2 protein-coding genes are annotated in these 22914 nt (G+C 64.2%); both read right to left on the bottom strand.

Annotation, left to right across the window (positions count from 1 at the left end; translation table 11 throughout):
• Positions 1-9: 9 nt before the first annotated feature.
• Positions 10-11793 (bottom strand): non-ribosomal peptide synthetase, encoded by an 11784-nt coding sequence (locus tag HBN68_RS08455; RefSeq protein ID WP_169963398.1) that lies wholly within the window; start codon positions 11791-11793, stop codon positions 10-12.
• A complete protein-coding gene (locus HBN68_RS08450; protein WP_169963400.1) occupies positions 11793-22850 on the bottom strand; it encodes a non-ribosomal peptide synthase/polyketide synthase in 11058 nt (3685 codons plus the stop codon). The genes HBN68_RS08455 and HBN68_RS08450 overlap by 1 nt, the downstream gene beginning before the upstream one ends.
• Between the last annotated feature and the right edge of the window lie 64 nt (positions 22851-22914).

The raw sequence follows: 22914 nt of genomic DNA, 5'->3' as shown, positions 1-22914 counted from the left end.
GCCGTGCGGTTACACCCGCTCGGCCTGCCCTGCCAGTAATTGCTCCAGTCGGTTCAGCAATGCGGCTTGACGCAATAACGTGTAATGCCCGCCCTTGAGCACGCTATGACTGGCGCCTGCGCCAACTTGCGCCTCATGCACATGGCGCTCGTCGTCGCGTCCGGCTGCCCACCAGTGGTGCGCCTGAACCCGGGTTGCAGGCAACATCGGCTGTTGCAGGGCCAACGCCTTAAGACGCGCACCCACGGCGAAGATGTGACTCAGCTCCGCCGCGCCGAGCAGGCCGTGCCCGCCCAACCCCGGGTGCGGCTCGGCCAAAGCTGCGGCAATCACTTGCTCGGCGCTGCGCCCCTGCTCATCCATCAACCCGCACACTTGGCGCTCGGACAACCCCAGCACAAAGCGCAAGAAATCCTGCAAGTCTTCACGCCCGTCAGTGGCCTCGGCCGTGCCCGCCACATAGGTATCCACCAGCCCCGCAAACGCCACCTGCTGACCTTGCGCTTCCAGGGTTTGCGCCACCAGCAGGGTCAATGCCCCGCCCAATGACCAACCCAGCAGGTAATACGGGCCGTCGGCCTGCTGCTCACGGATGCGCCCGGCATACGCCTGCGCCATGTTCTGCAACGAGGTGTCCTGCCACTCAGGGTCAAGCAACATGCGGCACTGCACGCCATACACGCTGCGGCGCCCGTCCAGTTGACGGGCCAGCGGCTCGTAGTCGAACACCGTGCCGAAACCTGCGTGCAGACAGAACAACGGGGGCACGTCACTGACGCGGCTATTGAGCGCCAGCAGCGGGTCCGGCGCCTGGGCGATAGCCGCCGGTTCAACGCCACTGAGTTCGGCAATGCACGGCTTCTGCATCAGGTCGCGCAACTTCAAACTGAACCCCGGCAGCGACTGATTGCGCACCCGTGAAATCACTTTCAGCACATGCAGCGAATCACCGCCCAACTCAAAGAAATTGTCGTCGATCCCAACCTGCTCCAGCCCCAACACCTCCTGCCAGATCTGCACCAATGCCTGTTCCAGCGCATTGCGCGGCGCCCGGTAAGTGCCTTGGGCGACCTGCGGCTCCGGCAGGGCGCGGCGGTCCAGCTTGCCGTTGGCAGACAGCGGGAAACGCGCCATCTGCACGATATGGGTCGGCACCATGTAGTCCGGCAGTTGCGCCTGCAATTGCGCTTTAAGGGCACGCTCCAGCAACGGGCCAGAGGCGACCACATAGCCCGCCAGCTGTTTGCCGGTCGCGCCCTCGACGACCTTGACGGCCGCATCCTGTACCCCTTCGCACTGACGCAGACACGCTTCGACTTCCCCCAACTCAATGCGGAAGCCGCGAATTTTCACCTGCTGGTCCAGACGCCCCAGGTAGTCGATCAGGCCGCATTCGCGCTGGCGAACCCGGTCCCCGGTGCGGTACATGCGCCCACCTTTGGCATCGAACGGGTCCGGCACAAAGCGTTCGGCGCTCAACGCCGGTTGCCGGTGATAGCCACGGGCCAGGCATTCCCCACCCAGGTACAGTTCGCCGCTGACACCTGCGGGCAACGGGTTCAAGTCCGCGTCCAGCACATACAGACCGCGCCCGGCGACGCCACGGCCAATCGGCGCATAGGCCGCTTCACAGCAGTCCGTCATCTCGGCCCGCCACAACAGCGGGGTAACCACGGTTTCCGTCGGGCCATAGCCGTTAATCAGCCGTTGCGGGCGCAGGGCTCGCTTGACCAACTCGAAGCTGGCGTCCGGAACCGCGTCGCCGCCAAAGCAATAGGTGTGCACCGGCGGCGGGTTGCCTTGGACCAAGGCGACCTCCGCCAGTTGTTGCAAGTAAGCGGGCGGAAAGCACGCCACCGTCACGCGCTGTTCGCGCAGTGCCAGCAGGGTCTGTTCAGGGGTCCACAGTTGATCGTCGCGGATCACCAGACTGCCACCGGCCAGCAACACGCTGAGCCAGCGCTCCTGCGCACCGTCGAAGGCGAAAGACATAAAGTGCAGCTCGCGGCTGTCCGGGTTGAGCCCATACAGGTCGATGATGCCCTGGCAGTGCCGCGCAATCGGCTGGCGTGCCACGGCCACGCCTTTGGGCTGGCCGGTGGAACCCGAGGTGTAGATCAGGTACGCCAAATGCCCGGCCAGTGATTCAACCGCCCGTGGCAACGGCGCCTGACCGCTCAATTGGTCGAGCAACAGACGCGGGGTGGCCGCACTGAACGCCACCCGCAGGTCCACATCGCTGTTGCACAGCAACAGGCTGGCCCCTGAATCGGCCAGCATGAACGCCAGCCGCTCAGCCGGGTAGTCGAGGTCCAGCGGCACGTACGCAGCGCCCGCCTTGAGCACCGCAAGGAAGGCCACAATCGTCTGCTCCGAACGCGGCAACGCAACCGCCACCAACGTCTCTGGGCCAATGCCGCGCCCTTGCACGTGGGCCGCCAAGGCGTCGACCTGACGGTTCAGCGCGGCATACGTCAGTTCACGCCCGTCGCAGATCAAAGCCACAGCGTGCGGCTGGCGCAACACCTGAGCCATGAACCCCTGCACCAGATCCGTCGCAGGCGCCTGCACCCGTGCCTGTTCGATCCGTGCCTGAGGTAAGCCAATGTCGCCGATCAGGCACTGTGCATCCTGCGGCAACTGCGCCAGCAGCCCTTCGAACTGGGCGCGAATGGCCTCGACCTGCGGCGCCGTAAAGCGCTCGCGCAAGTACAGGTATTCCACCTCCAGCCCTTGGTCGGTGGCACTGACCATCACATCCATCGGGAAGTTGGTGACACCGCCGCTGCCGACTTCGGCAAACCTCAACTCACCGTCTTGCTCACCGCGCAGAGCGCGGTCCACCGGGTGGTTTTCAAACACGATGATGCTGTCGAACAGCCCTTGGCCGCCCTGCCCGGCCCAGCGCTGGATATCGGCCAGTGGCGTGTGCTCAAAATCCCGGATCGACAGGTTGTAATCCTGCAATTCGCGCAGCCAGTCGCCCAGCGTTTGTTGCGGATCGAGGGTCTGAATCACCGGCAAGGTATTGATGAACAGGCCCAGCATGTCCTGTGCGCCTGGCAACTGGATGGGACGCCCCGCTACCGTGGCGCCGAATGCCACACTGCGCTGCCCGGTATGGCGCTGCAACAGCAGCAGCCAGGCCGCTTGAACCAACGTGTTCAGTGTCACCCGTTGTTGAGTGGCAAACCCGTGCAGACGTCGGGTCGCATCGCTGTCCAGGTAGCTATAAAGCACCCCGTGACCGCTGCCGTCGCTGTTGACCGCATTGGCCAGAATCGTTGGCGTTTGCAGCCCATCAAGGCGTTCGCGCCAGAATCCTTCGGCCACCGACGCATCTTGCTGCGCCAGCCAGTGGATGTAATCGGCATAGCGCCCGGTCAGCGCTGGCAGGGCCTGATGGGCATACAGGCGCAGCATCTCGCCGAGCAGGCGTGACGCGCTCCAGCCGTCCAGCAGCAAGTGGTGGTAGGTCCAGATCATCTGGTGACGGTTATCGCCCAGACGCACCAGGGTGAAACGCATCAACGGTGGGCTGCTGAGGTCGAATCCGCGGGCCTGATCGTCCGCTGCCAAGGCCTGCAATGCGGCCTCGGGGGCGGTGTGTTCACGCCAGTCAAGTTCCGCAATTGGCACCTGCACGTGCTGATACACCGCTTGCAGCGGGTCCGCCAGGCCGTCGCGCCAGAGGAACGCCGCACGCAACACCTCATGGCGCTCCAGCAAGGTGCCCCAGGCGGCGCGAAAGCGGTCGACCTGCAACCCTTCGACCGCCACGCTGAGCTGATTGACGTACAGGTTCAGCTCGGGCGATTCGATGCAGTGGAACAACATGCCCTGCTGCATCGGTGACAGCGGATACAGGTCGTCCAGCCCGTTGCGGGCCACCGGCACGGTGGCCGGGACTTGAGCAAAGGGCACCGTGTCCAGGGCCTGCGTGACCCGCGGTGTTGCCGCCACGGCCCGTTGTGCCAGCGCACGAATGGTTTGCGCCTCGAACAAGTGTTTCGGGGTGAATGCCAACCCCAGCGCGCCCGCGCGGCTCACGGCCTGCAGCGAGATGATCGAGTCGCCCCCCAGTTCGAAGAAGTTTTCAGTCACACCCACGGCGTCCAGCCCCAGCACGTCTTGCCAGACAACTGCCAGCAGCGACTCTGCCGGGGTGGCTGGCAAGACCCGCTCCGCAACCTGACGGCTGGCCTCGGGCGCCGGTAGCGCCTGACGGTCAAGCTTGCCGTTAGGGGTCAAAGGCAACGCGGCCAGGCACATCAAATGCGCTGGCATCATGTGCGCCGGTAAGCGGGTGCGCAGGTGCGTCATCAGCGCCTCGCGCAACCCGGCTTCATCGGCCAGCGGGTCGCGGGCCACGATATAACCGGCCAACTGACGGCTGAGCGGGCCTTCGCGGTCCACCACAAAGGCTTCGCGCACACCGTCGTGCTCCAGCAGGCACGCTTCGATCTCTCCCAACTCAATGCGGAAACCCCGGATTTTCACCTGCTGGTCGATACGGCCCAGGTACTCGACCACCCCGTCTTCGCGCAGCCGCGCCAGATCACCACTGCGGTACAGGCGCGCGCCTGCCACGAACGGGTCAGGCACAAACCGTTCCGCCGTCAGGTCAGGCCGCTGGTGGTAGCCGCGAGCAATGCCCTCGCCGCCCAGGTACAGCTCGCCCGCCACGCCCACGGGCAGTGGCTGCAATTGACTGTCGAGCACGTAAGCACTGCGCTGCCCCACCGGACGGCCGATGGGCAGGAACGCAGAGTCAAACTGCGTGCCGGGGTACGCGCACCAGATCAGCGGCGTGATCACAGTTTCTGTCGGGCCATAGCCGTTGATGATGCGCGGCGGTTGCAACACCCGCTGCACTTCATCGAAGGCGTGTTTGGGCATGCCTTCACCGCCCACGGTGTAGGAGCGGATTGGTAAGCCGCGCCCGGCTTCGCCCATGTAGTCGGCCATTTGCAGCAAGTAGCTTGGGGTGAAGCAGGCAATGGTGATGCCGTGCCGCTCAATCTCCTCGCAGGTGCGCTGCACACTCCACAGCTCATCGTCACGGGGCATCAACGCCGAGCCGAAGACCAGCGGGGTCAGCCAGCGCTCGTGAGCACCGTCGAAGCTGATGGAAGCAAATTGCAACTCGCGGTCTTGCGGGGTCATGCCGTACAGCGCGCCGATCGACAGGCAATGCATGGCCAGCGGGCCATGGGCGACACTGACACCCTTCGGGCGCCCGGTGGAACCCGAGGTGTAAATCAGGTACGCAAGGTTCTGCGCGTCGGTCAGGTTGCGCAGGTCAGTGCCCGGCAAATGCGCCACGGCCTCACGGTCCAGTTCCAGCACCGACAACCCTTCGACCTGCGGCATTTGCTGGCGCAGCCACGACTGGGTCAACAGCAGGGCAATGCCGCTGTCCTGCATCAAATAGCCCAGGCGCTCGGCCGGGTACGCCGGGTCCAGCGGCACGTAAGCGCCCCCGGCCTTGAGAATCGCCAGAAGGCCGATAATCATCTGTGGCGACCGCTCGACAGCCAGCCCTACGCGCACTTCCGGGCCGACGCCCAGCTCGCGCAAGCGATGGGCCAAGCGGTTGGCACGTTGATTGAGGTCGTAATAGCTGAAGGTGGTGTCGGCAGCTATCAGCGCCGTGGCCTCGGGGCGAATCGCAGCCTGCGCTTCGATCAACTGGTGCACACAGTGCCCGGTCTGCGGCTCGGGTGCCGGGTTCCAGTCATGCAGCAACTGCTGGCGCTCCCCCTCGCTCAACAATGGCAATTCACCCAGGCGGGCCTGCGGGGCGGCCACCATGGCGTTCAACAGGCAGGCCAAATGCTGGCTCATGCGCGCAATCACCGAGGGCGAAAAGTGGCTGAGCAGGTAACTCCAGGTCAGGCTCAAGTGCCCTTCACTCACCGCCGCCAGCGTCAGCGGGTAATTGGTGCGCTCATGGTTGTCCGGCAGCGAGAAGCGCAATCCATCCGGGGCGCCCTGTTGAAGAGCCTCGGCGATCGGGAAGTTTTCGAACACCAGCAAGCTGTCGAACAGCGGTTCGCCCGCACGCCCGGCCCAGCGCTGCACATCACTCAGCGCGGTGAATTCGTGCTCACGCAATTCAAGGTTGTGCGCCTGCAGGCGGCCCAGCCATTGCGCCACGCTTTCGGCGGCCTGCGGCTGGCTGATCACCGGCAAGGTATTGATGAACAACCCCAGTTGCTGTTCGGCACCCGGCAGGTCAACCGGGCGCCCCGCGACCGTGGCGCCGAACGCGACAGTCTGCTGGCCGCTGTAACGCTGTAGCAACAACGCCCACGCGCCCTGGACCAGCGTGTTGAGGGTAATGGCATGGTGGCGGGCAAACGCGGTAAACGCCGCACTGCTCGTCGCGTCGAAGACCTGGCGATGGTCCGCGTATTCACCTGCCGGTTCCGAGGCCGTGTACGCCACGCTCTGAGCCAGCAACGTCGGGCTTTCCAAACCGGCCAGTTGAGTGCGCCAGAACGCCTCATCGGCCACCGCATCCTGCCCTTGCAACCAACCGATGTAATCCGCAAAACGCCCGTGATGGCTCGCCACTGCTTGCCCGGCGTAGCGCTGCAAGACCTCGCCCAACAACAGCGCATTGCTCCAGCCATCGAGCAGCAGGTGGTGATGGGTGTAAATCAGTTGCTGACGTTGCTCATCGAGCCGCACCAGCGCCAGCCGCAGCAACGGCGGTTGCGCCGGGTCGAACTGCAAACGCTCGCTGCGTGCCAGCAGGTGCAACTCGGCAGCCTGATCGGCGCGCCCGCGCCAGTCCAGCACGGTCAAGGGCAGCTCCAGCGTGCGCTGCACCACTTGCACCGGTTGTGCCGCACCCGGCGGCCAATGGAAGCCGCTGCGCAGAATCGGGTGTGCATCCAGCGTCGCCTGCCACGCCTGACCCAGACGCGTCGCGTCCAGCCCCGTAACCTCGACGCTGAGCTGGTTGACATACGCGCCCGCCAGCGGCTCGTACACACTGTGAAACAGCAACCCGCGCTGCATGGGCGACAGCGGATAAACATCCTCGATCTGCCGCGCGGCCACCGGCAATTGATCCAGTTGTGCCTGGTTCAGGTCAGCCAGCGGGAAATCGGCCGGGGTCACGCCACTGTGGAGCGGGTCGATGCAGTGTGCCACCAGCGCGTGTAGGTTCGCTTCGATGGCCTCTGCCAGCGCCTGAATATCCGCCTTGTCGAAGCATTCTTGACTGAAGCTCAGGTCCAGCTTCAGCGCCCCACCAAACACCTGACCGTCCACCGACAACCAGTTGGCCAAGGGCGAGTCCGGGCTCTGCGCCGCGCCGCTGGCCTGACGGGCGGGCACGAACAGGGCGTCGTCGCTGAAGCTCTGGTCGAACTGCCCCAGGTAGTTGAACGTGACCCGTGGGGTCGGCAGGGCCGCAAGGCGAGCCTGCACCTCGGCTGGCCCCTGGTAGCGCAACAGGCCAAACCCCAGCCCTTTGCCGGGAATCTCGCGCAGTTGTTGCTTGATGGCTTTGATCGACGTCGCCAGGTCCGGGGTCGGGGTCAACTTGACCGGGAACAGGCTGGTGAACCAGCCCACGGTGCGGGTCAGGTCGATGGCGTCAAACAAGTCCTCACGACCATGGCCTTCCAGTTGAATCAACGCATTGGCGTCGCCGGTCCAGTCGCACAGGGCGCGAGCCAGCGCGGTGAGCAACAGGTCATTGACCTGCGTGCGGTACGCCGCCGGCGCCTGTTGCAGCAATTGGCGCGTGCGTTCGCGGTCCAGCCCCAGGCTGACCACCTGCCGGTGACGTACGGCCTGGCTGGCCTGCGGGCGGGCGTTGGGCAACACAGCGCAGGCATCTTGCAAGTGCTGTTGCCACCCGTTGCATTCAGCCGTCAACGCCTCGCTTGTGGCGTAGGCGCCGAGCTGGTTCGCCCAGTCTTGCAAAGCGCCGGTTTTCTCAGGCAACGGCTGATCGGCATACGCCGCTTGCAGGTCTTCAAGCAAAATCCGCCACGACACACCGTCCACCACCAGGTGATGAATCACCAACAGCAAACGTTGCCCGCCGCCTTCATGGTCGATCAACACCGCACGCAACAGCGGGCCGTCATGCAACGACAAACTGCGCTGGGCTTCGTCGCACAACCCTTGCAACGCCTCCTCGCTCTGCACCTGCGCGGTCCACAGCAGATCGGTGGCGGCCGCGCTGTCGAGCGGCACATAACGTGCCGTCCATTGCCCATCGGTCTGACGAAATTGCAGGCGCAGCGCATCGTGATGCGCCAACACCCGCTGCACAGCGGTCTGCAAACGCAGCAGGTCCAGGGGCTCGCGCACCTCCAGCAACACCGACTGGTTCCAGTGCTGTGGCTGAACGGTCTGGTTCTCGAAAAACCAGTGTTGCACCGGGGTCAAGGTTTGCGTGCCCACAACCGGCCCTTGGGCACAGTGCACCACCACCTGCTCACTGACCACCGCCGCCAACGCCTGCAAGGTCGGCTGTTGGAACAGGTCGCGCGGCTGCAAACGCAGCCCGGCACGTCGGGCCCGGCTCACAACCTGAATCGAGATGATCGAGTCGCCGCCCAACGCAAAGAAGTTGTCCTGGCGGCCGACCTGTTCGACCCCCAGCACCTGCTGCCAGATCGCAGCCAGTTGGCGCTCGTTGTCACTGCGCGGCGCTTCAAAAACGCGCTGACTGACGCTCACCTGAGGCGCAGGCAGCAACGTGCGATCCAACTTGCCGTTAGGGCTTAACGGCATCCGCTCAATCAGCAGCAGGTGGGTAGGCACCATGTAGTCAGGCAGGCTCTTGAGCAAGCGCTCCCTCAAGACGTCGCACCAAGGACCTTGCGCTTGAACGTCGTGTGCCAATGGCGCATCGGTCGGCACCAGGTACGCCACCAACTGATTGTCCAGCGCCAGCACCACGGCTTCCTGTACCTGCGGGAGTTCTTGCAGGCGCGCTTCGACCTCCCCCAACTCAATGCGCAAGCCGCGAATTTTTACCTGATGGTCGATGCGGCCGCAGTATTCAATGGCGCCATCGTCGCGATATCGGGCCAGATCGCCGGTGCGGTACAAACGCTCGCCGGTGCCAAACGGGTCGACCACAAAGCGTTCGGCCGTCAGCCCCGGACGGGCGTGGTAACCCCGGGCCAAACCACTGCCGGCCAGGTACAGCTCACCGATTGCGCCCCCTGGCAACGCGTGCAATTCGGGGCTCAGGATGTATGTGCGCAGGTTGGCAATCGGGCGGCCGATGGGCACGCTGTCTCGGCCTTCTTCCACGCACGTCCAGTGGGTGACGTCGATCGCGGCTTCGGTCGGCCCGTACAGGTTGTACAACGCCGCGCTCGGCAAGCTGCGCAGGGTCTGGCGCTGTAATTCGATCGGCAACGCTTCACCGCTACACACGATGCGTTGCAACGACGTGCACTGGCGAGCCTGATCGACGCTGATGAACGCTTGCAACATCGACGGCACAAAGTGCAGCGTAGTGATCGCCTGCTCCACGATCAGCGCCGCCAGCTGTTGCGGGTCGCGGTGTGCGCCGGGCGCTGCCACCACCAGCGTGGCGCCGTGCATCAGGGGCCAGAAAAACTCCCATACCGACACGTCAAAGCTGAACGGCGTCTTCTGCAACACCCGATCCGTTGCCTTCAGGTCATAGGCGGCTTGCATCCACGCCAGGCGGTTGTACAGCGCGCCGTGGCTGTTGCCCGCGCCTTTCGGACGCCCGGTGGAGCCTGAGGTGTAGATGACATAGGCGAGGTTCTGCGCACAGGCGAGGTTAGGCAGATTGCCGTCCTCGTCACCGGCCAGCCAGGCTTCGTCCGCTTGCACGCACACAACGGGCAACCCTTCAGGCAGCGGCAAGTGGGCCTGCACATGCGCTTGGGTCAGCAACAGGCTGATCGCACTGTCTTCAAACAGATAGGCCAGACGCTCAGCCGGGTATTCCGGGTCCAACGGCACATAAGCGCCCCCTGCCTTGAGAATTGCCAGCAGCCCGATGACCAGCTCCAGCGAGCGTTCGCACGCCACACCGACCCGCACTTCAGGCCCCACCCCCGCTTCGCGCAAACGCCGGGCCAGACGATTGGCACGCCGGTTCAGCGCGGCGTAGGTCAGGCTTTGCGCGCCAAACACCAGTGCACAGGCGTCAGGCGTGGCGGCGGCGTTCGCTTCGAAGTGCAACTGCACGCACGCGGGGCCGGGATAGCGGTGTTCGGTGGCATTGAGCCGGTAGCAGGTGGATTCAACTTCGGCTGCCGACAGCATCGGCAATTCACCTACCGCGCAATCGGGATCGGCCACAATCGCCGCCAGCAGGTTGCGCCAATGTGCCGCCAACCGCTCGATACGCGGCGCATCAAACAGATCGGTGGCGTAGGTCAGGCTGGCCATCAGGCACTCGCCTTCCTCATGGGTGTCCAGTTGCAGATCAAATTGCGTGGTGCGGCCCTGCCACTCCACCTGCTCAACTTGCAACCCGGCCAGCATCGCGCTCAGCGCGCCGGGTCGGCTTTGCTGGTGGTTGAACATCACTTGAAACAACGGGCTGTGGCTCAGGCTGCGCTTGCCCTGCAACGCCTGCACCAGACGCTCAAACGGCAAGTCCTGATAGGCCTGCGCATCCAGCGCTCGGTCGCGGGTCTGCTCCAGCAGGCGAGAAAATGGCAGGCGCCCCTCCAGTTCGGCGCGCACTACCTGGGTGTTGACGAAAAAACCGATCAACCCACGGGTCTCGGCGCGCGTGCGATTGGCCACCGGCACACCGATGCGCAGGTCACGCTGGCCGCTGTAGCGGTGCAGCAGCGTCTGAAAACTGGCCAGCAGCAGCATGAATGGGGTCACGCCCTGCTGCCGGGCCAATGCCATCAGGTTTTTCGCCAGCTGCGGTTCAAGGGTGAAGTCCAGACGCGCCCCCTGCCGGGTCGGATGGGCCGGACGCGGGCGATCAGCGGGCAACTGCAGCACCGGTTGCTCGTCCCCCAGTTGCGCCCGCCACCAGTCCAGTTGACGCTCCAGTTCGCCAGCCTCCATCCAGCGCCGTTGCCACAGCGCGTAGTCGGCGTACTGGATCGACAATTCAGGCAAGGTCACGGATTGGCCCCGGGCATGCGCGGCATACAGCTGCGAAAACTCATCGACCAGCACCCCCATCGACCAGCCATCGGCCACGATGTGGTGCAGGGTCACGACCAACACGTGATCGTCCGTGTCCAGTTGCAACAGGCTGACCCGCAGCAAGGGGCCGTGTTGCAGGTCGAACGGGCGGGCAATGTCCTGCTCCACCCAGGCCAGCGCCTGGCTCATGCGTTCGGCGTCGGGCTGATCCCGCAGGTCGTGGCGCACGAGCTTCACAGAAGGGCCGCTGGCGACGGCAGGTTGCACTGACGCGGCGACCTTGAAGGCCTGGGGCGCGGCTTCGTCGCCTGCGCCTGCGACCACCGGGTCTGGCTCGACAAAGACACTGCGCAAACTGTGATGGCGCTCCAGTAAGGCGTCGAAGCTGCGTTGCAACGCCTCGACATTCAGCGCACCGCGCAGCCGCAAAGCCGTCGGTATGTGATACGCCGCGCCTTGCGGGTCCAGTTGCCACAAAAACCATTGCCGCTGTTGCGCGTAGGACAGCTCGCAGGGCGCATCGGTGGGGGCTGTGGCCGGGATCGGCAACTGGCCGAAGCTGACGCCCTGCTCCTGCATTTTCTGCAGAAAATCACGGCGCTGGTGCGGCGCCAGGGCGGCGAAACGGTTGGCAATGCGCCACGCGGTAGCGTTTTCCATCAGTTGATCTCCATCTCGTCGAGCAGCGATTCAAGCGCGCTCAAACGTGCATCGTTATCCGCAGGCGTTTGTGCCTGTGCCACTGCGGCATAGGCTTGCAGGTCGGCAGCTTCGAACAGCGCACGCAGCGCCAGCTCGATGCCCAGTTCCAGTTCAACCCGGGCATTGGCCTGGGCTGCGAGCAACGAGTGCCCGCCCAATTCAAAGAAATTGTCATGACGACCCACCCGCTCCACGTGCAACACACTGGCCCAGATGGCCGCAAGCCGGGTTTCCAGCTCCCCGACCGGGGCGCTGTAAGGCCGCTGCCCGTCTTCAGCCTCGGGTGGCGGCAAGGCCTTGCGGTCGAGCTTGCCGTTGCCGGTCAAGGGCAGCGCGTCCAGCAGCCTCCAGTGGCTAGGCACCATGTAGTCCGGCAGGTCGACCTTGAGCGCTGCACGCAAGTGTTCGCGCCAGGCCAGCGGATCGGCTGGCGTGTCGATGGCTACCACGTAGGCGCAGAGTTGGGGGCCTTGGGCGCTCGCATGCACCGTCAACACCGCCTCAGCGACCCCGGGTTGCTGCTTGAGGCAGGTCTCGATTTCCCCCAGTTCGATGCGGAAACCGCGAATCTTCACTTGCTGGTCGATGCGGCCCAGGTAGTCGATGTTGCCGTCCGCGCGCTGGCGGGCCAAGTCGCCGCTGCGGTACAGGCGTTCGCCCGGCGCAAACGGACTGGGCACAAAGCGTTCAGCGCTGAGCCCGGCGCGGCCGTGATAGCCCCGCGCTAGCCCTTGGCCAGCGATGTACAGCTCCCCCGCGCATCCCGGTGGCACGGGGTGCAACTGGCTGTCGAGCAAGTACCAGCTTAAGTCGCTGAGCGGGCGACCGATCGGGCTCTGGACGTTGGCCTCTAGATCGGCCGGACTCAGCGCACGGAACGTCACGTGCACTGTGGTTTCGGTAATGCCGTACATATTGACCAGCGTTGTGGCGCGCTCGCCAAAGCGCTCATACCACGGTCGCAGGCTCGACAGCTCCAGCGCTTCCCCGCCAAAAATCACCCAGCGCAAAGCCAGCGCTTGCGGGCTCTGGCACGCCACCGGTATCAGTTGCCGGAACGCGGTCGGGGTCTGGTTGAGCACGGTGACGCCTTCGTCACACAACAACTGATGAAACGCTTGCGGCTCGCGGCTGATGAAATACGGCACGATCACCAGTCGCCCCCCGCTGCACAGGGCGCCAAACAGCTCCCACACCGAGAAGTCAAAAGCGTAGGAATGGAACAGCGTCCACACGTCGTTCGGGTTAAAACCAAACACCTGCTCGGTGGCGCTCAGCAAACGGGTGACGTTGCCATGGCTGAGCAAGGCGCCTTTAGGCCGCCCGGTGGAACCCGAGGTGTAAATCACGTAAGCCAGGTTGTCCGATTGGGTCAGGTTCGGCAGGTTGTCGGCACTGAACCTGTCCAGCGCCATCTGCTCCAGGCACAGGGTCTGAACCCCGACGTGCGGCGGCAGGTTCTCCAACAGGTGCTCCTGAGTCAGCAGCAAGCGGATGCCGCTGTCCTCGATCATGTAGCTCAAGCGTTCGGCCGGGTAGTGCGGGTCCAAAGGCACGTAAGCGCCACCAGCCTTGAGGATGGCCAGTACGCCCACCACCAGCGGTATCGCACGCTCCGTGGCAATGCCCACCCGCACCTCCGGGCCGACACCCCGTTCGCGCAGCTTGCGCGCCAGCTGATTGGAACGTGCGTTAAGGTCGCCGTAATCGAGCGACTGTTCGCCACAGCGCAACGCCACAGCGTGCGGCTGGGCAGCCGCCTGCGCCTCAAACAGCTGATGCAAGGCTGGCGCCACGGGCTGAACTTCAACCTGCGGGTTCCAGTGCCGGAGCAGCGCCTGTTGCTCGCCGGGTGCCAACAGCTCAAGCGCCGCAATCCGTTGCTGGGGCTCGCGCACCACAGCACGTAACAGGTTCAGCCAGTGCCCGGCCAAGCGTTCGATCGTGGCGGCGTCGTACACATCGCTGGCGTAGGTCAGGCTGGCGTGCAATTGCTCGCCCTGTTCTTCGGTGTCCAGCGCCAGGTCGAACTGCGCCGTGTGCTGTTGCCACACCATGCGCTGGATGACCAGCCCCGGCACGCTGCGCTCGACGCTCTCACCGATCTGCCGCTGGTGATTGAACAGCACCTGGAACAACGGGCTGTGGCTCAGGCTGCGCTCGGGTTGCAGCGCATCCACCAGTTGCTCGAACGGCAGCTCTTGATGGGCCTGCGCCCACAACGCGGTTTTCTTGACCTGTTGCAGCAGGCTGGCAAACGTCTGTTGGCCGTCGATGTCGGCGCGCAGCACCTGGGTGTTGATGAAAAAACCGATCAGGCCTTCGGTCTCAAGGTGGTTGCGCCCGGCCGTGGGCACGCCGACGTTGATCGCCGACTGGCCACTGTAGCGATGCAGCACGGCCTGGTAACTGGCCAGCAGCAACATGAACAGGGTCACGTTGTGTTGCTGCGCCAACTGCCGCAAACCGGCCGCCAGTTCAGGCTCAACGGCCAGTTCCAGGCGCGCCCCGCGTTCGCTGCGAATCGCCGGTCGGGTCAGTTCGCTGGGCAACTCAAGGGGCGGGTGCTGGTGACCCAGATGGGCCGTCCAGGCACTCAACTGACGCTCGCCCTCCCCGGCCTGCAACCCGTCCCGTTGCCAGACTGCATAATCGGCGTAGCTCACCGCCAGGGCAGGCAGTTCGGGTGCTTGCCCCTGAACGTGGGCCTGATACAAGGCGCTGAACTCATCGACCATCACTTGCATCGACCAGCCATCGGCCGCGATGTGGTGCACCGTCAGCACCAGCACCTGTTCCTCGGCCCCGACCGTGAGCAGCAACACGCGCAGCAGCGGGCCGTTACGCAGGTCGAAGGGTTGACCCATCTCTTCAGCGACCCGCGCCTGAACCTCGGCCTCGGCCGGGGCCGCCAGGGTCAGCTCGCGCAGGGCCAACGGCAGGCTGGCATGCTCGACGCCTCGTGCGTGTTCGCCATCCTGAATAAAGGTGGTGCGCAAGGTGGCGTGCCGCGCTTGCAGGTCATTGAAGCTACGCAGCAGGGCGTCGCGATTCAGCGCGCCTTTGAGCCGCAGCGCGACCGGGATGTTGTAAGCGGCGCTGGCCGGGTCCAGTTGCCAGAGAATCCACTGCCGTTGTTGTGCGTACGACAGCACGCCCGCCTGACCGTGCGCCATCGGCCGCAAGGCCGGTGCACTTTGCATTTGCGGTTGCGCCTGGCAACGGGCGGCAAACTCGCTGAGCACGCTGGTTTCAAACAAGCTGCTGAGGGGCAGTTCAATCATCAATTGCTGACGCACGCGGGACACCACTTGCGCCACCAACAGCGAATGGCCGCCCAGTTCGAAGAAATTGTCGTCGCGGCTGACGGCGTCCAGCTTGAGGACTTCCTGCCAGATCGCGGCAATACGCGACTCAATCCCCGCGTGGGGGGCCACCACCTCCCGCTGCCAGTCGGCCGCGTGCACCTGGGCCAAGGCCTTGCGATCCACCTTGCCGTTGGCATTGAGCGGCAAGTGGTCCAGAGGCAGCCATTGCAACGGCACCATGTAATCGGGCAACTGCGCCTTGAGCGCAGCTTTCAGTTGCTCACGCAGCGTTGACCACTGCGGCGCCGAGTCGTGCGCCACGACAAACGCCACCAGCGCTTTGCCGGTCGGGCTGTCCTGCACCACCACGGCCGCTTCACGCACGCCGTTCAGGTCGCGCAGGCGCGATTCAATTTCACCCAGCTCAATGCGGAACCCGCGCACTTTTACCTGTTGGTCGATACGGCCCACGTACTCCAGTTGGCCGTCTGTTCGACGGCGCGCCAGATCGCCGGTGCGGTACAGCCGTTCACCCGGCTGCCGGGCGTAAGGATTGGGCAAGAACACGCAGGCAGTGCGCAACGGATCGCCAACGTAACCGCGTCCTACACCGGTGCCAGCCACATACAGTTCGCCCACCACCCCGGTCGGCACCGGCTGCAACCCGCCATCGAGCACGTACAGGCGATTGTTGTCGGTGGCCAGGCCAATCGGCAGGTACGCGCTTTCGGCCGAAGCTGCATCCACCCGGAACAGCGCCACGTCGTCCGAGCACTCTGCCGGGCCGTAGGCGTTGACTAGACCGATTCCGGGGTAACGCTGCAGCCAACGTCGCGCCAGTTCAGGCGGCATGGCCTCGCCGGTGGGCAGCATCCAGCGCAAACCCGTCAAGGGGCGATCAGGTTCGTCCAACAGGCTCTGGATCAGCGACGGCACGCTCTCCAGCACGCTGATACCGCGTGCCGCCACATGGCCCAGCAGCGCGGCCGGGTCATGGGCGATGGTGTTCGGCACGATGTCCACCTGCGCCCCCAACAGCGGCGCAGCGAGGAATTGCCACACCGAAATATCAAAACTCTGGGACGCGGTCTGGGCAATGACAGCGTCACGGCCCAGGTCGAGGTAGGGGCGTTTGCTCAACTGGTTGTTGAGCATCCCTGCCTGCTCGACCATGACCCCTTTCGGGGTGCCGGTAGAACCTGAGGTGAAGATCACGTACGCCAAATGATCTGGCCCGGTGTAGATACCCGGCCGCGCGCTGGAGAACCCCTGCGCCTGCACGTCATCCCACACCACCAATCGCGGGGGGTGCGCCGGGGCTAATTGCGCCAGCAATGCCCGCGCCTGATCGCCACAGGCCGCAGTGGCCACCAGCACCGGCACGTGACCCAGTTGCAGCAAGTCGAGCAAACGCCCGGCAGGCAGTTGCGGGTCCAGCGGCAGGTAAGCAGCGCCAGCCTTGAAGCTGCCCAGCATCATGCCCAGCAGCTCAAGGCTGCGTTCGGCCAGCAGCGCCACCGGCTGATCGACGCCCACCCCCGCCGCCATCAAGGCATGGCCGAGTCGGTTGGCACGGGTTTCCAGCTCGCGGTACGTCCAGTGCTGATCGAGGCACGTCGCCACCACCTGTTGCGGGTGCGCGTCGTGCTGCGCTTCAAACAGGCGCACATAACCTTCGGCCAGCGGGTAGTCGCGGTCGGTGTGATTGCCCGCTTGCAACAGGTGCTCACGCTCGGCGGCGTCGACTACCGGCAGATCGGCAAATTGCCCGTCTGCATGCTCGCCAATGGCCAGCAGCAGGCGTTTGAAATCGGCCAGCAAACGCTCGGCCGTGGCGTCGTCGAAGAAACGCTTGTCGTAAGACAGGTGCAGGCCCAGCGCATCGCCGGGGTACACCACCACGGTCATCGGGTAGTTGGTGTGGGTGCGGGCACTGTCGGACTTGGCGCTGATTTGCTCGGCGCCTGTGACCACGGCACTTTCCACCGGCGCGTTTTCATAGACAAACAAGCTGTCGAATATCGACTGGCCTTTGTCCAGCCCACTGCACGCCTGAATCTGCAACAGCGGCAAATGCTCGTGCTCACGCAGCGCCAGGTTGTGTTCAAACAGGCCTTGCAGCCACGCCTGCACGCTGACGTCCTGCCCGGCACGCGGCAGTTGTATGCGCAGCGCAATGCTGTTGATGAACAGGCCCACGGTGTCCTGCATCTCGGGGCGATTGACCGGTCGACCGGCCACGGTCACACCAAACAACACTTCATCGAGGCCACTGTAGCGCTGCAATACCAATGCCCAGGCCGCCTGGGTCAGGGTGTTGACGGTGAGCTGATAACGCTGGGCCAACGCACGCAGGGCTCGGCCCTGACTGACCTGCAGATCGGCGTACACATCGCCGATCTGCGAGAAACCACCCTGACGCCGCATGGGCCGGTCAAACGGCAATGGGGTCGGTTGTTCAAAGCCCGCCAGCTCTTGTGTCCAGGCCTGTAGTGCCTCCCGTTCGCCCTGCGCTTGCAGCCACTGAATGAAGTCGCGGTAACGGCCTGCGGGGGGCAAGCTGCGTTGGCCGCTGTAGAGCGTGAAGAAGTCTTGCAGCAGCAGCGAGCGGCACCAGGCATCGATCAGGATGTGGTGGTTACTGAGAATGAACCAGTAATGCCCGGCGCTGCGTCGAATCAGGCGCAGGCTGAAGGGCGGCGTGTTGAGCAGGTCAAAGCCTTCTGCACGCTCTTGCGCCAGCAACGCGTGCAACGCCGCTTCGTGTTCGGACTCGGGCCGATCGGTCCAGTCATGCACCTGCACGTTCGGCGCTGCGTCGCGGTGGATGATTTGCAGCATGTTGCCGTCATCGTCGACGCTGAACGACGCGCGCAACGCATCGTGACGCTGGGCCACGGCGTGCCAAGCCGCGGTGAAGCGCGGCAGGTCGATTTCGCTGTCGATGGTGTAGCGGTCTTGCATGAAATAGATGCCCGAACCCGGTTCGAGCAGGGTGTGGACCAGCAAGCCCTGCTGCATCGGCGACAGCGGATAAATGTCTTCAATGGTGGCGGGCGCCACCGTGAGGTTCTCCAGTTGCTGCTGAGTGAGGCGTGCCAGCGGGAAGTCCGACGGCGTCATGCCGCCGCTCTTGTGGGTCACGCAGTGCTCGATCAGCGCGGACAGTTCGCGCTGGTAGTCGTCCATCAATGCGCCAATGGTCGCCTCTTCAAACATCGCTGTGCTGAAGGTCCATTGCAGGTTCAACTCGCCTCCATAGACCTGGCTTTCGATGCTCAGCCAGTTGGCCAGCGGCGCCTGTTCATCCTGCGCCTGACCGGCGCTTTGCGCGGCCGGGACGAACATCGCCTGAGCATCGAACTGGCGATCGAACTGCCCCAGGTAGTTGAAGGTGATGCGCGGTGTGGCCAGCGCGGCCAGTTGCGCCCCCGCGTCGCTGCCCGCCAGGTAGCGCAGCAAACCATAGCCGACGCCCTTGTCCGGGACACTGCGCAATTGTTCCTTGATGGCTTTGATCGACTCGCCCATGCCGTCGGTTGGCGTCAGTTGCACCGGGAACAGGCTGGTAAACCAGCCCACGGTGCGCGACAGGTCAAGACCGTCGAACAGGTCTTCGCGACCATGGCCTTCGAGTTGAATCAGACTGCTGCTGTGCCCGCTCCAGCGGCAAATCACCCGTGCCAGCGCCGTCAACAACAGATCATTCACCTGGGTGCGGTAGGTCGCTGGCGCCACGTGCAGCAACTGCCGGGTACGTTCGGCGTCGAGGCTGAACGCACGTGTTTGCCCATGACGGTTCTGCAACCCGCCCCCGGCACGGTCGCATGGCAACGCACTGCTGGCCCCGCTCAGTTGAGCGTGCCATTGCGCAAGTTCCGGCAAACGCGCCTGCGCAGCCGCCTGTAATTGCGCTGTCCAGGCCTGATAGCTACTGGTTTTGGCCTGTGGCGCCTGTGCAGGGTGTTCGTAGAACTGTTGTAAGTCCTCCAGCAGCACCCGCCACGACACGCCATCCACAGCCAAATGGTGCACCACCAACAGCACCCGCTGGCTGTGGTCGGGCATTTCCACCAGAACTGCACGCAACAAAGGCCCAGCTTGCAGATCAAGGCTGCGCTGCGCGTGTTCGCACAGGCTGTTGAGTTCGTCCAGCGAAGCAGCGTGTTGATGCCACAGCAACGGCTCGGCCGACAGCTCGCCATAAGCTTGTTGCCATTGGCCATCGCGCTGCTCGAAACGCAGGCGCAAGGCATCGTGATGGGTCAGCAGTTGCCGCAGCGCGTGCTCCAGCGGCGCGGCCTTGACCGGCTGACGCGGGTGCAACAGTAAGGAATGGTTCCAGTGATGGCGTGACGGCATCGCCTGTTCGAAGAACCAATGCTGCACCGGTGCCAATGCCACCGGGCCCTGGGCCAGGCCCTGATCGATCGACGTGTGCGTGCTCAGCCCGGCAACCCGCGCCAGGCTGCGGATAGTCTGGTGCTGAAACAAGTCACGAGGGCTGAAGGCGATGCCCGCCTGACGCGCCCGACTGACCACCTGAATGGAGATGATCGAGTCGCCGCCCAGCGCAAAGAAATTGTCGTCAACGCCAATGTGCGCCACGCCCAGCACGGCCTGCCAGATGGCGGCCAGACGCTGTTCCAGTTCATTGGCAGGCGCGGTGTACACCTGCTGCGTCGACGCCGGGTCGGGACGCGGCAAGGCTTTTCGCTCCAGCTTGCCGTTGGGCGACAGCGGCAGGCGCTCTAGGCTGATCCAGTGGCCGGGCACCATGTAGTCCGGTACGCCGCGCAGCAGATGGGCCGTCAACGCAGCTTGCCAATCGCCAGCCGTGGCCGGGTCTTGCAGGACCACGTACGCCACCAGTTGTTTGCCGTCGAGCACCAGCACCACGGCTTCACGCACGCCAGCATGCTCTGCCAGGCGCGCCTCGATTTCCCCCAGCTCAATGCGCAACCCGCGCAGCTTGACCTGATGGTCGAGACGCCCCAGGTACTCAATCACCCCGTCCACGCGCTGGCGCACCAGGTCGCCCGTGCGGTACAGGCGTTCGCCATCATTGAACGGGCACGGCACGAAGCGTTCGGCGGTCAAGCCCGGACGTCGATGGTAATTACGGGCCAGACCGGCGCCCCCTACATACAGCTCGCCCGCCACCCCCAGCGCCACCGGCGACAGGTCAGCATCGAGCACCCAGGTGCGCAGGTTGGCAATCGGAAGGCCAATCGGCACGCTGGCTGCGCCTTCATCGACACAGGTCCAGTGCGTGACGTCGATGGCGGCCTCGGTCGGGCCGTACAAATTGTACAGCTCGGCGCCCGGCAGCTTGGTAAACACCTGTTGTTGAGCGTCCACCGACAGCGCTTCACCGCTGCACACAATGCGCTGCAAGCTGATGCAGTGCTCCACGCCGGTCTCGTGGATAAAGGCTTGCAGCATTGATGGCACGAAATGCAGGGTGGTGACCTGATGCTGGCGGATAGTGTCGATCAGGCGCAGCGGCTCGCGGTGTTCTCCCGGCTGCGCCACCACCAGCCGCGCCCCCGTGAGCAGCGGCCAGAAAAATTCCCACACTGACACGTCAAAGCTGAACGGGGTTTTTTGCAGGACCGTGTCGTGCGCACGCAGGCCATACGCCTGCTGCATCCAGCACAAACGATTGACCAGCGCCGCATGGGTGTTGCCCGCGCCTTTCGGGCGCCCGGTCGAGCCCGAGGTGTAAATCACATAAGCCAGGTGCTGCGCGTCATGGGCGAGGTTCAGGTTGCTGTCGTCATAGCCTTGCAGCGCTTGGGCGCGGTCATCGAGGGCAATAACCCGAATGTCGGCCGTGGGCAGACCGGCCACGAGCGCTTGCTGCGTGAGCAACAGGCCGATGCCGCTGTCTTCGATCATGTAGGCCAGACGTTCTTGCGGGTAGTCAGGGTCCAGCGGCACATAGGCACCCCCCGCCTTGAGGATGGCCAGCAGGCCGATCACCATGTCCATCGAACGCTCAAGCGCAATGCCCACCAGCACATCCGGGCCCACGCCCTGCGCGCGCAGGTGACGTGCCAACTGGTTGGCGCGGGCATTGAGTTGCGCATAACTGAGCGTCTGGTCCCCGAACACCAGCGCGCAGGATTGCGGGGTACGCGCGACCTGCGCTTCGAGCAAATGATGCAGGCTGCGATGGGACGGGTAGGCGGCTGCCGTGTTGTTCCACTCGTGTACCTGCGTGTGCCACTCGCTGTCATCGAGCATCGGCAACTCGCCCACCCGGCATTCGGTATCTGCCACCAGCGCCCGCAGCAGGTTGCTCCAGTGGCGCGCCATGCGGGTGATGGTCGCAGCATCGAACAGATCGTTGGCATAGGTCAGCGCCGCATTCAGGTGCCCGCCTTTTTCCCAGGTGTCGAGGCTCAGGTCGAACTGGGTGGTGCGCCCTTCCCATTCGACCAGCCCCAGTTCAAGGCCCGAGGCCGTCTTGACCGTTTCAATGTCCGCCACCTGCGGCTGGTGGTTGTACATCACTTGAAACAACGGGTTATGGCTCAGGTTACGTTCCAGCTTGAACGCCTCGACCAACTGCTCGAACGGCAGTTCCTGATGGGCCTGAGCACCGAGGGCGGTTTCCTTGACGGCGCGCAGCAGGTCGGCCACCGGGGTCTGGGCATTCAGTTCACAGCGCAACACCTGAGTGTTCACGAACAAGCCGATCAGCCCTTCGACTTCACGCCGGTTGCGGTTGGCAATCGGTACACCAACACGCACGTCGGTCTGGCCGCTGTAGCGGTGCAACACAATATTGAACGCCGCCAGCAGCAGCATGAACAGCGTGACATTGTGCCGTTGGGCCAACGTGCGCAACTGCTCCACCCGTGCGGGGTCGAGCGCGAATTCATAGCGGGTGCCGCGATAGCTCGGCATCGCCGGGCGCGGGTAGTCGGTGGGTAACGCGATGACCGGGTGCTCTTCGCCAAGCGTGGCGTGCCAGTACGTGAGCTGCCGCGCCTGCTCTCCAGCTTCCAGCCAGCGGCGTTGCCACAGCGCATAGTCGCTGTATTGAATCGGCAATTGGGGCAGTTGCGGCGACTGACCGCGTTCAAAGGCGTCATAACCGCGAATAAACTCGTCGATCAGCACATTCATCGACCAGCCGTCAGACACAATGTGGTGCAGGGTCAACAGCAGTACGTGTTCGTCGTCGGCCAGTTTCAGCAATTTGATGCGCAACAAGGGGCCATTGGCCAGATCGAAAGGCAACAGCGATTGGCGCTGCGCCTCGGCCGCCACCGCCCCATCGCGCTCCACGGCAGGCAACAGGGTGAAATCCATTGCTTCAACCGCAAGCGGCTGGCTCAAAGCCACTTGCTCGAGGCTGTCATCGGCGTGCTGGCGAAACACCGTGCGCAGGGTTTCGTGGCGCTGTACCACATGCGCAAACGCCTGCTCCAGGGCCGCGACGTTCAATTGACCCTTGAGGCGCACCGCCCCCGGCAGGTTGTACGCGCCGCTGTGCGGGTCCAGTTGCCACAAAAACCACATGCGCCGCTGTGCATAGGACAGCGCATGGCGATCGTCTTGCGCCACGTCTTTCGGAATCGGGAACTGAGAAAAGTCGATCCCTTCCCCGCGCAAGCCGTCGAGGAATAACCGGCGTTTTTCCAGCGGTAATTCGATGAACCGGCGGGCAAGTTTGAGGGACTTCTCAGCATTCATCTGGCTTCTTCCGTACGTATTGGCTATCGAGCGTTGGCTCGGCTATCCCTACGGAACGGATGAA

This window comes from Pseudomonas sp. WS 5078 (assembly GCF_012985745.1).
Taxonomy (GTDB): Bacteria; Pseudomonadota; Gammaproteobacteria; order Pseudomonadales; family Pseudomonadaceae; genus Aquipseudomonas; species Aquipseudomonas lundensis_A.
The sequence above is the reverse complement of the archived record's forward strand: the minus strand, read 5'-3'. Positions and strand labels throughout refer to the sequence as shown.